This is a genomic window from Enterococcus florum, from assembly GCF_004309355.1.
GTDB classification, from domain to species: Bacteria; Bacillota; Bacilli; order Lactobacillales; family Enterococcaceae; genus Enterococcus_A; species Enterococcus_A florum.
In genome coordinates this window covers 61,042-74,902 of sequence record NZ_BJCC01000012.1, presented here as the reverse complement: position 1 = coordinate 74,902, position 13,861 = coordinate 61,042, and the positions used below count along the sequence as shown (strand labels likewise).

Sequence of the window (13,861 nt, the reverse complement as noted above, 5' to 3'; positions counted from 1 at the left end):
CAAACATAAAGAAAAGGGAGACAGAAATGACGAATATTATTTTAACCGGCGATCGCCCTACTGGCCAACTGCATTTGGGCCATTACGTAGGCTCTTTGCGCAATCGTATAGCGATGCAAAGCGATCCATCCAATGAATTGTATATTATGATCGCAGACATGCAAGCGTTGACTGACAATGCTAAAACACCTGAAAAAGTGTACAAAAATGTTTTGCAGGTAGCCCTGGATTACTTGGCCATTGGCTTGGATCCATCAAAAACCACCATGTTTATCCAATCGCAAATTCCCGAATTGGCGGAATTAACGATGTATTATCTAAATTTAGTAAGTGTCGGGCGTGTGCGCCGCAATCCAACTGTTAAGGCAGAGATCGAGCAAAAAAATTTCGGCGAAAGTGTTCCGACAGGCTTCTTTATTTATCCGGTGTCTCAAGCTTCTGATATTACGGCCTTCAAAGCGACTCTCGTTCCAGTAGGAGAAGACCAAAAACCAATGCTTGAGCAGACTCAGGAAGTCGTGCAAAGCTTTAATCACACTTACGGTGAAGTGCTGGTTGAACCAAAGGGTGTATTTCCGGAAAAAGGCATGGGGCGACTACCAGGGATTGATGGCAATGGAAAAATGAGCAAATCTCTTGGCAATGGCATTTATCTTGCTGATTCCGCTGATGTCGTAGCAAAAAAGGTTATGAGCATGTACACCGATCCGAACCATATCCACGTAGAAGATCCTGGACAGGTCGAAGGCAACATGGTTTTTACCTATTTAGATGTCTTCGGACAGGATAAGGAAAAAATCGAGGAACTAAAGGCTCACTACCGACGCGGTGGTCTCGGAGATGTGAAGATCAAGCGTTACCTGATCGAAGTTCTGGAAGCTGAGTTAGGACCTATTCGTGCTCGACGCGAGGAATTTTCAAAAGACCCAGATGCAGTAATGGACATGCTGAAGACAGGCAGTGAAAAAGCGCAGAAAGTCGCTGCACAAACCTTATTAGAAGTGAAAAAAGCCATGGGAATCGCTTATTTTTCATAAGATATATAGTAAGAAGCCATACACTTTTTCGAAATAGTGTATGGCTTCTTTTGATTTATGATTAGCGTATTTCAGCAGTTAGATTCTTCTCTAGTGCAGTAGTAACCTTATGGATAAACCGATTGATCTCTTCATCGGTCAGCGTTGCTTCTGCATTTACAAAGGTTAAGCTGTATGCCATTGATTTTTTACCGGTGGCAATGTTTTCGCCTTGATACACATCAAAAAGTGTGACATTGGTTAAAAATCTTCCAGCAGTCTGACGGATCACCTTTTCGATCTCTGCATTGGTAGTTGTTTTATCCACTAACAGAGCGATGTCTCGTGTGACAGCTGGGTATTTAGAAATGGCTGTATAGACTAGTGGTTCTCTTTCTGCCTTTAAGAGTGCTTCCAAATTCAGCTCAGCAACAAAAGACTTTTTCAACTCGTAGCTTGCTGCTATTTTAGGATGGACCTGGCCAACAAAGCCGATGGGGGTTTCATCTAGATAGATGACTGCCGTTTGGCCTGGATGCAGTTCATTGATTTGATTAGAAGCACGATAACTGATCCGTTCAGTCAGTCCTAAGCCTTCAATCAAGTTTTCAACGATTCCCTTGACTGTGTAAAAATCAACAGGAACAGCTTTTTGCTGCCAGTCTTTCGATTCTTTGTTGCCAACTAGAGCGATCCCAATGTGCTTTTCTTCTAAAGGAAGATCTTTTTTTGGATCTTTGTCTTGATAGAATACTCGTCCGACCTCATACAAAGCCACATCGGCATTTTTACGTGCGACATTGTAAGAAAGATCATCTAATAAACCGCTGATTAGATTCAAGCGCAACACGGATCGTTCCTCGCTCATTGGCCAGTCCAAACGTGTCAGCCTGCTTTCACGTGTCAAAAACTGCTGTGCCTTTTCTTCGGTCGTTAATGCATAGCTGATGGCTTCAGTTAATCCATCACCTTCCAATAATGAACGGACCTTACGGGTCATTTTTTGTTCAGAAGTGAAGTGTCCAGCCACCGTTTGACCTTCTGGCAAGGTTGAAGGAATATTATTGTACCCATAAATTCGAGCAATTTCCTCCATTAGATCCGCTTCAATCGTAATATCCCAGCGACGTGGCGGAACAGTAACGGTGTATTGCCCTTCTTTTTCTGTAAACTCAAAGTCCAATGCTTGAAACACTGCATCAACATCCTTGATCGTCAGGTTGGTCCCCAAGAAATGATTAACATGATCTATGTCAGTGGACACTTCAACCTTCTCGATTTCAATTTGACTGCCGCGTACGGCTCCTTGAAGAACCTCCCCGCCTGCTAAGTCTGCGATCATAGCGGCAGCAACATCGCCAGCTAAGCTGATCGTCCCTTGATTGATGCCCTTTTCAAAACGCATGGAGGATTCACTGCGCAGATTGAAGCGCTGAGACGTACGACGTGTTGTCGTCCGATCAAACATTGCAGACTCTAATGCGACAGTTGTCGTTGTATCTGTAATCTCTGAATCCAAGCCTCCCATGACACCAGCCAGCGCTACCGGTTCTTGACCATTTGTAATCACGATCGTTTCTGGAGTCAAGGTACGCTCGATCCCATCTAATGTAGTCATTTTTTCTTGTTCGTCTGCACGACGCACTAAGATTTCTTGACTGCCTAACTTGTCATAGTCAAATGCATGCAGCGGTTGCCCAAATAAAAGCAGAATATAGTTTGTTACGTCCACGACATTGCTGATTGGACGGATTCCTTCATTCATCAAACGGTTTTGCAGCCATTGCGGACTAGGTCCGATTTTTACATTTTCGATGACTCTGATTTCATAATGTGGTGCATCCTTTTTATCTTTGACGCTGACCTTGATCTTATCGCTAGCAGGCTTAGAAGATTCTTTCAACGCTACAGCAGGAAAGTCGACCTTTTTATCATAGATCGCAGCGACTTCATGGGCAACGCCACGGATGCTCAAAGCATCTGCACGATTCGGTGTAATGGAAAGATCCAAAATCGTATCATCCATCTCTAAATAGGAAAAGACAGGTTCTCCGACTACTGCGTTTTCTGGCATATAGAAAATGCCGTCTGCGTATTCTTTAGGAATTACTGAATCACTGTACCCAAGTTCCTGCAATGAACAGATCATGCCGTTTGAGACTTGCCCACGCATCTTCCCCTTTTTGATTTTGACGTTGCCTGCGATTCTTGAGCCCGGCAGTGCGACGATCACTTTGATGCCTGCCTTGACATTGGGTGCTCCGCAAACGATCTGCGACAGTTCTTCTTCTCCAATGTCCACCTGACAGATGGAAAGATGATCAGAATCTGGGTGGGGGATGCATTCTTTGACTTCCCCGACCACGATTTTTTTTAATCCTTCCGCAGGACTTTCTAGTCCTTCAACTTCGATCCCAGTCAATGAAAGGCGATCGCCTAATTCCTTGGGTGTGATCGATGTTACATCTACGTATTCATTTAACCATTTATATGACACTAACATATGTGTTTACTCCCCCTTGAATTGCTCTAAGAAACGAATATCGTTCAAATAGAAGTTTCGAATATCATTGACACCATATCTCAGCATCGAGATACGATCTGGCCCCATCCCGAAGGCAAATCCAGAATACTCTTTTGGATCAATCCCTGACATGGACAAGACATCTGGATGAACCATGCCAGCACCTAGAATCTCGATCCAGCCGGTGTATTTGCAAACATTACAACCTTTCCCGCCGCATTTGAAGCAGCTGACATCTACTTCTACAGAAGGCTCAGTGAACGGAAAATAGCTTGGGCGCAAACGAATGCTGCGTTCCTCTCCAAAAATCGCTTTGATCAGAACTTCCAAGGTTCCCTTTAGATCCGCCATAGTAATGCCTTTGTCTACGACTAACCCCTCGATTTGGTGGAATTGATGGCTGTGGGTGGCATCATCTGTATCCCGACGGAAAACTTTTCCTGGCGAGATCATTCGCAATGCTCCTTTAGAAAAGTCATGCTTCTCCATGGTCCGAGCTTGAACAGGAGACGTGTGAGTCCGGATCAAGACCTCATCCGATATATAAAACGTGTCTTGCATGTCGCGAGCTGGATGATCCTTCGGCAAGTTCATCCGCTCAAAATTATAATGATCACTTTCAACTTCATAGCCTTCAATCACTTGATAGCCCATGCCGACGAAAATATCCTCGATTTCCTCCATGACTTGCGTGAGAACATGGCGGGTTCCTTTAGTAAGCTGTTTCCCCGGTAATGTCACATCAATCGTTTCCTCAACCAAAGCTTTTTCTAATGCGGCCTCTGTCAGCTCTTCTTTTCTTTGGTCGATTGCTGCAGTCAGCTGATCGCGAATTTCGTTGGCAAAAGCCCCAACCTTTGGGCGTTCTTCAGCCGATAGATCACGCATCCCCCGCAGTACCTCAGTGATGGGTCCCTTTTTTCCTAATGTTTCGACCCGAATCTGCTCGACCACTTTCGTTTCCTCAGCGGCAGCTATTTTCGCAAGGGTCTGCGTCTTCAATTCTTCTAATTGATTTTGTAAACTCATTCTCTTCTTCCTTTCCACACAAAAAAGACCTCGATTCCTATCAAAGGAACGAGGTCTCGCGTTACCATCCTAATTCGCCTATTGGCGCACTCACTTGTTTAACGACTTTCGCCGGTCTTGCGACAAGCTCCGGAAGTGAACTTCATCTTTCATTCCCTTAATCTGCTTTCAGTCTATGGCAGATATTCCCTGAAAAGGTGCTCGAAAAATTACTCGTTTCCATCATTGCTTTTTCTTATTAATGAACTCCTTAATAGTACAAGAAAATGGAGCGTTTATCAACTACATTCTTCTTCGGTGATCCATTTTTCTCCCCATTGGTGAAGATTTTTCATGACTGCATCCAAATCTCTGCCTTTATCCGTCAAACAATAAACTAATCGTTTTTGGCTTTCGCTGTCTTCTTCTCGCTGCAGCAAGCCCTCAAACTCTAATTCTCTCAGACGTTCCGCCAACACACGGTCGCTGACGTGAGGGATCTTAGTCGCCAAATCAACAAAACGCTGAGGACCTTCTTCTAACAACACATCAATGATCAATCCATTCCATTTTTTGCCTAGAATCGAAAATCCTTTTTCGAACTTCGGACACAATGAAAACTCCGTTTGTTGTATCTGTTTCATCTTTCTCACCTCGTTACACGAAGTATAGCACATTACTTACAAATGATTAGTATAATCTGCTTGTGGTTAAGATTTCTTTAGATTAACCCACTTTACTGGTTTGCAGATTCCTTAATCCTCTAAAAGGTCAATGATTTTATTGCCTCTGAGAAAAACCAGGTTCAGCGAACCAACTGGTTTGTCCTTGGCTTTTTCCAGTGCTTCTTTATAAAGATTCAACTGACCGCGATAACGCTCAATCAATTGTGCTTCCCTTGCTTCGTAAAAATGATCTGTCTTCAGGTCATAAAGCACTAAATAATCTGAGAATTCGATGAATCCATCAATGATCCCATGCACCAGCAATTCATCTCCTGCAGGATAATCAGAGAATACCTGTTTAGCGGGCAGCAGCATGGCGAAGGGTTCCTCTCGATGAACCAGTTCGGGATTATCCAAAATCAGTTTTCCTAGCGAGCTGTCAAAGAACTCCAGCAACCGATCGACCTCAATAGCCTCAGCCAACTCCTTAGTGATCGTTTGGCTGGCAGTCAACGCTTCGATCAGTTGACGAAGGCTTTCCTCTGTCGGCTTGCGATCAAGCGGAATCAATTGCATAACTAAATGGGTTGCTGTTCCTATCTCTGTGCTAGAAAGTTCTGCAGCCGTTTCTAAAAATCTCGGACCATTAAAACGATCCTCTGTAAACCTGTATTGATTCGTCTGCAACTCCGCTGCCTCAGAAGGACGAAGAGGGATCGTCGTTTGATTGTCAGGATCATCATACATTCGTTTCAGCTCCGAAACGGATTGATAACTGGTCGTCATCGTCGCTTCTTCATAAGGATAGGTGAAGGTCAGACGTTTTTTCAACTCAGTTACATCCTCTTGCGGATCTGTGATCATCACTTCAGTCTTTTTTCCTGTAACAAATTCTTGCATCGCTTCGGCAATTTGATTCGGTGCATAAAAATGGATCGAGAAAATTGCTGGATGATGAATCAACTCGGGTTGTTTATCTATTGGATATTCCGTCTGGTACTTCTCCATCAATGGATGACGAAATAATGCTTGTCCAACCCAATCTAGGAATGTTCCGCTTTTTCTGAGATTGGCTGAAAGAACCAGACCATGACTCGTTCCTGCTAAACTCCATTTTTTCAACGCTTCTTCTTTATGTTTATACGACCCGACTAGGAACAATTTTTGTTCAGCTCTGGTCAGTGCAACGTAAAGCTTACGCATTTCTTCGGATAACAATTTGCGAAGATTTTGTTGTTGGACTGCATCAAAAGCCAGTGTATTGACCCTTACACGTGTGTCTGGCGTCAAATATTTGACGCCGATCCCCGTTTTTTCATCGAAGGTATAGCTTCGACGTGTGTCAGTCAGGTTGAAGGCTTTGCTCATATCCATCAAGAAAACCACTGGAAACTCCAATCCTTTGCTGGCATGGATCGTCATGACCCTTACTGCATCGGAGATTTCCTGACTTTGCGGTTCTGCCAGATCCTTGTCTTTTTCCTGCATTTTTTCAATGAAGCGAATAAACTGGTATAAGCCGCGGAAGCTGCTGCGTTCGTAATCCTTTGCTCGCTCTACTAACGCTAACAGATTTGCATGGCGCTGTCTGCCCGCTGGCATTCCCAGCACATAATCTAAATAGGCTGTTTCATTATAAATTTTAGTCAAAAGATCCGCTAGATCCTCGCGTCGGGAATCTTCACGCCATTGCAGAAACTGTTGCATGAAGGCTGTCAGTTTCTGTGTGATTGTATTATCATTTTCTTGTATATACCGTTTGACAGCACGATAATACTCCTTTTTCGGCAAAGCTAAACGAATCTGTGCCAGTTCCTCTTCCGCCAAGCCAACAATCGGTGATCGTAAAACAGCTGCTAAAGGAATATCCTGATAAGGATTATCGATGATCTGTAACAGGGCGATCATCACCCGCAGCTCTGTCGATTGAAAGTAATTTTGCGTATCATTGATCGCTAAAGGAATATCCAGCTGTTTAAAAACCTCTAAGATGGTCAAATTATTTCCCTTAGTTGGGGTTAATAAGACGATATCCTGGTATTTCACGGGGCGCATCGCCTTTTGTTTCTTGTCATACACTTCAAAACCGTCAGCAATCAACTGACGAATCTTATTAGCGACCATGAAGATCTCTCCCGTTGCTTTATCTTCGATCCACTCAGGTGTTTCTAAATCCTTTTCATAGATCATCAACTCAACATCAAACTGGTCAGAAACGGGGAACCCAGAAAATCCGTTGATTAATTCGGCTTCCTGATCGTATTCGATTTGACCTAAATCTTGGTCCATCAGCTGCTTAAAAATCAGATTTGTAAAATCCAAGACCTCTTTGCGTGACCGGAAGTTTTCAGCCAGAACAATGCGACGCCCTGCTTTTTGCTCGGCGAAATCGTGGTATTTCTTGATAAACAACGTTGGATCGGCCAGGCGAAATCCGTATATTGATTGCTTGACATCTCCCACCATAAACAGGTTGCCATTTTCCGGATTTGGATCGGCAAGTTTACGCAGGATGGTTTCTTGCAGCTGATTGATATCTTGGTACTCATCTACCAGCACTTCTTTGAAACGCTGGCGATAATGAATTTCTGCAGGGTGTTCGCCGTCAACTTCCTGCTGTAAAATCTGTAAGGTAAAATGTTCTAGATCATTGAAATCCAACAACCCCTTTTCCCGCTTCTTCTCTGAATATCGTTGAATAAATAGTTTTTCAACACGGATCAATTCCTCAACGATTGGATAGGCCTGTTTTAAGCGTTCGATCTGTTCTTCAGGTGACGCATTGAAAAAACTCTTTTTCAGCTGAGTAAGTTCATCTTTGGCGGATTGTCGGAACTCTTTCGCCGTTTCGATCTCTTCTTCGTAAAGCTCTTTGACTTCTTTTTTACGTGGAGTAGGAAAGGTCGGAAAATTCAATTGGTCAAACCACTCATAGGCTTGATTCAGCTGATCCTTTTCCAGATAATGAAGCAGCGATTCACAATTTTTCCCTTCTGTTTCCGCGATTACATAGATTTTTTTTAGTTCTTCGATTGCTTCGCTGCTGCGTTTGATTTCCTGGTATGCATCGACAGCTCCTTGAACTGTTTGGATCAATTGCGGGCGTAAACTGTCTCGATACAATCGAGACTTTGTCAAATCTTCTACAGCATAATTTTTCAATAGAGAATCCAGCCAAGAAAAAGGATCTGGGTTCGCCCGAGCAAATTCATACATGGAGAGAATCAGTGTTTCTAGCCCAAGGTCACTGCGGTCATTTGAAAAATTTTCTGTTAAACGATAGAAGATCTCTTGATTTTCTTCATACGATTCTTCACGCAGCTCATCCCACACATCCTCTTTTAAGAGAATCGTTTCTGTCGCATCCGTCAGCATTCGATAGCTCGGATCTAAGTCGATCAAATAGAAAAACCGTTGGATCACCTTTGAGCAAAAGGAATGCAGCGTAGAGATATTCGCCATCGGCAACAAGGTCAATTGACGTGTAAAATGATTTTTCAGCTGCTGATCGGTTTCTTCATTAATGGCTTCCTGCAGCGCCTGTTGTACTCGTTCCTTCATCTCACTGGCGGCCGCTTCTGTAAACGTCACTACTAGCAATTCGTCAACGGATAAACGCTGGCGTTTGATTTTTTCGATCACTCTGCGCACTAGAACCGCCGTCTTTCCAGAACCGGCAGAAGCAGAGACCAGCAAATTGTCCCCGCGATCGTAAATCGCCTGCCACTGAGCGTCTGTATACATTTCATTTGGTGCCTTTGGAGGGATCGGATGGTTAGTTGTCATGTAAGTCTTCCTCCATTCGTTTGAGTGCTTCTTCCTTCGTCAACTGCTCCAGTCGATGATAATTGTTTTCCTTCAGCATCACATCAAATTTGCAGACGCTGCGGAATGGACAATACTGACAAGCGATCCGCTTTGTATCTTTAAATGCCGGATTTAGTTTGATTTCTCCTGAAACGATGTCGTTTCCTGCCTCTTGGATTTTCTTCCTGTTGTAGTCTCTCAGCACCTCTATTTCAGCTTCTTCATAAAACTTCTCTTTGGATGGTCCTGCAGGTGCCAGCTGTCCTTTGGCATCTTTTCTGATCGGGAACAGCAGCGAATTCTCTTTTTCTTGCAATGAATGATCCATATCAGAAAACAGCTGAGGGTCCTTTGTGAACAGCCCATCGTATTTGTAAGCCTTCAAGGTATCTCGTTCAATATTTGTTCCATCAGTCAAGACCGGATTATGAACATGCAGGTAGTAAGCCCCTGCAGGCTTGATGTTTTTTCCGCTGATCAGATTCATGTCTTGTAGGGCAACATCTAAATACGTGATCAGCTGCATAGCGATCCCATAATAAGTATCAGTGATAGTAAAGCTGCGGGCGCTTGACTTGTAATCGATCACACTCAACCAGTCGGCCTTTTCGCCATGAAGTTGATCCATTCGGTCGATTTTCCCGCGAACGGCCAACTCCCCGTCATTCTTCAGCGGCAATTGAATCCCAGGTATACCTTTCTCCCCGGCGATCGACCCAAACAAAACTTCTGTCTGATAAGGTTTGAAATTGGTTCGCAAGCTTTGCTGCGCCAATCCCCAGCTGACCTTTTGGATTGTTTGCGACAATTGATAGCGGATATAATTCATTCGTGCAGAGCTCGACAGGATTTGGAACTTAGTCTCACCAAAGATCTCCTTGAGCACTTGGTCAGCAAGCATCGTTCGCTGTTCTTCGGTCAAACTGGTCAGGTTCATTTTTTGTTCGGTCAACATTCGGAAAAAACGATCCAATGCTTCATGGTAGAAATCTCCCGCTGCAGCAGATGTCAACCCATAGATCGTGCGTTCTTTTAAACCAAGTCCAAATTGTGCAAAATACTTATATTGGCAGTTGTAAAAATTTTCGATCCGTGACACCGAAACATAGAGGTTTTTACCATACAGCTTTTCGGCCGTCTTCGGTTGCAGATCTCTTGGAATGTTCAATGCTTGCAAACTAGAGAAGACTCGTTTAGTCAATTCGCCAAAAGCGGTCGTCTCTAAAAAATGCAGTAATTGCCGCCAGCTGGAAAGCATCGGCTGGCCTTCATCAAGCGCTAAGCGATTCAGTAAAATCAAATCAGACAGTAACGTTCGCAAAGATCCTAAATGCTCCTGCGGTCCCTCCTGCAAGGACAAAGCTGGGATCATGTTGACTGGAATCGACAATCCTTGGCTTAAACGACGAATAAATGGAGAAATAGCAGTCTCCTTCTCTCCATCGATCGTTGCAGCCGCTGAAAGATAAAGCTTGTCACATGCCGATAAAAAGACATTGTAGGCCAAAAAAGGCTCTCGAATCACATTTGAGCTGTTCGATTCTGGCAAAAACTTTCCTTCCCCTAATTCTGCGTTGATTCCTTCTCTTTCTTCGGGCGACAGCAATCCTCGGTCATCGAAGCGAGACGGAAAGACTTGCTCATTCAACCCGATCGCAAAGGTGACCTTCGCCTGATCGACACGAGCCAGCTCCAGATTATTGATCTTGACCTGATCAATCGTAGTTGGAATCTTTCCATAAGAGAGATTGACTAGACCTGCTAAAAAGATTTCTTGAAATTCTTTCCAAATGAACTCGCTATTGCCATATATCAACATGTATTCATCCAACAGGTCCATAAGCGCTTGCCAGGTTTGTTCGTGATTGCGAGCCTTTTCCAGTTCACCCGCTGCTACCGCCTGATCGCGCCAAACCAGCAATTGACGGTCAACACCTGCTTGTTGTAAAAATTGATAGAAGCATTTTGCTGCTTCCATTCCTGTTGCAGCCTGTTTGATCTGTTTGAAAAACCGAGGCACAAGCGTCTGAACTGAGCGGCGCACCTGATTGGAGAGAAGCTGCAGATCACTCGCATCTTTAAAGGCTTCTTCTTCAAAATCGTAATCGACGAAGATCCAATCTTCTTCTTTCGTCCAATAGCTCCCTCGAAAATTATAAGCCAAACAGACATTTTCTGTTTGGTCGACTTGTTCACGCCATTGCTCTATCGACATTGACTGCTCTGTCGATGATTCAGGCGCATAAAGCTCCGTTCTCAGTAAACGAAACACATCATTGATTCGATAATGATACTGATCCAACAAAAACAGCGACTGTAAAAATTCGACCAATGGATGGCTGACCATCATTTGGGTTTCATCTAAATAAAAAGGAATTTCCAATTGTTCAAACAAAAAAGGCAAAATATGGCTGTAGCTGGAAAATTCACGTACTAAGACTTGAATATCTTTGTAACGATACCCTTTTTCTGCTACTAAACACCGAATCTCGTTTCCGACATGACGTACTTCGTCCGCTACAGTCGTGTGCTGCCAGATACTGACAGTATTCTGCTCTGTGAGTGGTTCGACCTTTTTCCCTTGCCAAAAATGGTTGACTTGGCGAAAAGCATTTTGGCTTTCTAATGCCTTTAGATCCTGTCTGACTGGAATCTTTTGCTGATCCGCAAGCTGTTTCAACTGGAAATACGTCTTTCCGCTGTCCGCAAAAAGATGCAGCGGGTGCGGTTCGTCATTGGGAAACCCCCGATCCAATTCCAGTGAAACCATCAGGTGTCCACAGGTCATTAATTGATTCAGCACCTGCAGCTCTCGAGCATTAAAACGGGCGAACCCGCTGACGATGAAGAAAACATTTTCCAGTTTCCGGTGTGCTAAATTTTCCTGCAGCAGTAACAACGGATCTTCATTCTTCACTTGATACTGCAACAATGCTGCTTCATATTCTCGGTAGATTCGCTGCAAGTCACTAAGCTTTAAGCGTTGATCCTGCTGCTTGCCTTGGAGCTTAGTCAAGTCTTCTACAGCAACATTGCCGATCTGCATTTCCTGATAGAAATGGATGAGCTGCTGAATGAAACCAGTCTTCGTCGTCTCCCCTCGAAAGATCAGCAGTTTCTCTCGCTGCTCCTGCAAGACTTGGCGAAGGATCATGGCATTCCCAGCTTCTGACAGAACGTTGCCAGGAATCTTTCCTTCTTTTTGCAAAAAATACCACGCGAGTCGATTGAAACTGAACACCTGTGCTGACAATGAGCTGAAGACACCTTCCTCCTGCTTCATTTGTTTCAAAAGCGTGATTTCCTGCTCGAATTTATTATAGTTAGGCACGATAAAGAACACTTTGTGCGCTTCATCTGCTTTTAGCCATTCGTTTGCTGTATCGATCATCTTGGTTTGACGATCGTTGTGTCCTGTACCAATCAAAAATTGTAAAGACATAATTTCTCCCTCATTTCTTCAATGAATGGTTCCATTATTTATTATAACAAAAAAGACCAGCTTTTCAGCTAGTCTACGGTCCCAATTCGATTATTTGGCCAAATTGGCCAGAAAACAAATTTGACATCCGCCATAATCTTGTCTTCTTGGATCATTCCAATGATCCGGCTATCCTTCGAAATGCGGCGATTGTCGCCTAGTACAAAAACTTGTCCTTCGGGAACCTTTTCTGCTCCAAACAACTGCCGCAGATTGAAATCATTGGTCAATGGCTGTCCATCCGTCAACTGACTTTTAAACTCATTTAGATACGGTTCATCAGTGGCTTCGCCGTTTACATATAATTGGTCGTTTTTGTATTCGATCGTATCCCCTGGAAGTCCAATCACCCGTTTGATGTAATTCTTTCCGGGATCATCTGGAGCTGGGAAGGTCACAATGTCAAATCGTTTGATATCCGTATTTTTCAGTGCGATCACTCGGTCGCCGTCAAGCAAAGTTGGATCCATCGAGTCGCCTTTGACTACGACGGGGGTAAAGACAAATTGTCTCAAAGCAATCAGAATAACGCCCAAGACCACAAAGTAGATCAAAGTCTTAAATAATTCTTTCACATTCATCTGGGTTCCTCCCATTAATTCATAAAATCAGTGTACCACAGACTCTTTAAAAAGCGATTCAAAGCGCTTGTTTTAAAAAAAAATTTCTTTTTAAGTTTCTGAGCATATTTCTTTCCTTACTTTTAGTAAGGTGTTATAGTTCAACATGTAAACAAATTAAATAAAGGTGGTCATTTTATCATGTCTCAATTTCTAACAACTTTGAAAAATCGTCGTTCCATTTATGCATTAGGACGCAACGTGCATTTATCAGAAGATGAAATTACAGAAATCATTAAACAAGCAGTCAAAGAAAGTCCTACTGCTTTTAATGCTCAATCTCCTAGAGCAGTGATCTTGTTTGGAGAAGCTCATGAAAAATTATGGGGAATCGTGGAAGAAGCTTTGCGTCCGTTGACGCCAGCAGAAGTTTTCCCGAATACACAAAAGAAATTGGAAGGCTTTAAAAACGGCTTCGGAACTGTTTTATTCTTTAAAGAAACTGATACAGTGAAAACACTGCAGGAACAGTTTGAATTGTACGCTGAAAACTTCCCGGTTTGGGCAGAACAATCAAATGGTATTGCAACTGCAAACACCTGGACAGCATTGGAAGAAGCTGGATTAGGTGCAAATCTGCAACATTACAATCCAGTAATCGATGATGTCGTTGCCCAAACTTGGGACATTCCTTCAAATTGGGAATTGCGTTCTCAATTGGTTTTCGGCTCAAAAGAAGCTGAAGCAGGTGAAAAAGAATACATGGAAGATGATCAACGCTTCCGTGTCATTCGTTAATT

The 13,861-nt window shown here is 43.4% G+C and carries 8 protein-coding genes; 2 read left to right on the top strand and 6 right to left on the bottom strand.

Annotated features, from left to right (window positions below; translation table 11 throughout):
* Positions 1-26: 26 nt before the first annotated feature.
* On the top strand, positions 27-1,037 hold the full coding sequence (gene trpS / locus NRIC_RS07525; protein WP_146622086.1) for a tryptophan--tRNA ligase: 1,011 nt from the start codon (positions 27-29) through the stop codon (positions 1,035-1,037).
* 61 nt (positions 1,038-1,098) lie between these two features.
* Here the strand turns inward: trpS and pheT are convergent, their stop codons facing one another.
* The 6 genes from pheT to lepB form a co-directional block, all read right to left on the bottom strand.
* Positions 1,099-3,519: a phenylalanine--tRNA ligase subunit beta gene (gene pheT / locus NRIC_RS07520; protein WP_146622085.1), complete on the bottom strand. Its 2,421-nt coding sequence runs from the start codon at positions 3,517-3,519 to the stop codon at positions 1,099-1,101.
* A gap of 6 nt (positions 3,520-3,525) precedes the next feature.
* Positions 3,526-4,569 carry a phenylalanine--tRNA ligase subunit alpha gene (pheS, locus tag NRIC_RS07515; protein ID WP_146622084.1) on the bottom strand — a complete coding sequence of 348 codons (1,044 nt, stop codon included), beginning with the start codon at positions 4,567-4,569 and terminating at the stop codon, positions 3,526-3,528.
* Between the two features lie 278 nt (positions 4,570-4,847).
* The gene (locus NRIC_RS07510; protein ID WP_146622083.1) at positions 4,848-5,192 is read right to left on the bottom strand and encodes a winged helix-turn-helix transcriptional regulator; all 345 of its coding nucleotides are present in this window, start codon (positions 5,190-5,192) and stop codon (positions 4,848-4,850) included.
* A 111-nt stretch (positions 5,193-5,303) separates the two neighbouring features.
* Positions 5,304-8,999, bottom strand: coding sequence for a helicase-exonuclease AddAB subunit AddA (gene addA, locus NRIC_RS07505; RefSeq protein ID WP_146622082.1), 3,696 nt, complete (start codon positions 8,997-8,999; stop codon positions 5,304-5,306).
* Positions 8,989-12,462: a PD-(D/E)XK nuclease family protein gene (locus tag NRIC_RS07500; RefSeq protein ID WP_146622081.1), complete on the bottom strand. Its 3,474-nt coding sequence runs from the start codon at positions 12,460-12,462 to the stop codon at positions 8,989-8,991. The genes addA and NRIC_RS07500 overlap by 11 nt, the downstream gene beginning before the upstream one ends.
* Before the next feature lie 68 nt (positions 12,463-12,530).
* A complete protein-coding gene (gene lepB / locus NRIC_RS07495) occupies positions 12,531-13,082 on the bottom strand; it encodes a signal peptidase I (protein WP_146622080.1) in 552 nt (183 codons plus the stop codon).
* A gap of 180 nt (positions 13,083-13,262) precedes the next feature.
* Here lepB and NRIC_RS07490 point away from each other — a divergent pair, with 180 nt between their 5' ends.
* On the top strand, positions 13,263-13,859 hold the full coding sequence (locus NRIC_RS07490) for a nitroreductase family protein (RefSeq protein ID WP_146622079.1): 597 nt from the start codon (positions 13,263-13,265) through the stop codon (positions 13,857-13,859).
* Positions 13,860-13,861 lie beyond the last annotated feature (2 nt).

What these genes read in the sequence shown, in the direction of transcription:
- trpS (WP_146622086.1), top strand. Translation starts at nt 27, where the DNA reads ATGACGAATATTATTTTAACCGGCGATCGCCCTACTGGCCAACTGCAT.
- pheT (WP_146622085.1), bottom strand. Translation starts at nt 3,519, where the DNA reads ATGTTAGTGTCATATAAATGGTTAAATGAATACGTAGATGTAACATCG.
- pheS (WP_146622084.1), bottom strand. Translation starts at nt 4,569, where the DNA reads ATGAGTTTACAAAATCAATTAGAAGAATTGAAGACGCAGACCCTTGCG.
- NRIC_RS07510 (WP_146622083.1), bottom strand. Translation starts at nt 5,192, where the DNA reads ATGAAACAGATACAACAAACGGAGTTTTCATTGTGTCCGAAGTTCGAA.
- addA (WP_146622082.1), bottom strand. Translation starts at nt 8,999, where the DNA reads ATGACAACTAACCATCCGATCCCTCCAAAGGCACCAAATGAAATGTAT.
- NRIC_RS07500 (WP_146622081.1), bottom strand. Translation starts at nt 12,462, where the DNA reads ATGTCTTTACAATTTTTGATTGGTACAGGACACAACGATCGTCAAACC.
- lepB (WP_146622080.1), bottom strand. Translation starts at nt 13,082, where the DNA reads ATGAATGTGAAAGAATTATTTAAGACTTTGATCTACTTTGTGGTCTTG.
- NRIC_RS07490 (WP_146622079.1), top strand. Translation starts at nt 13,263, where the DNA reads ATGTCTCAATTTCTAACAACTTTGAAAAATCGTCGTTCCATTTATGCA.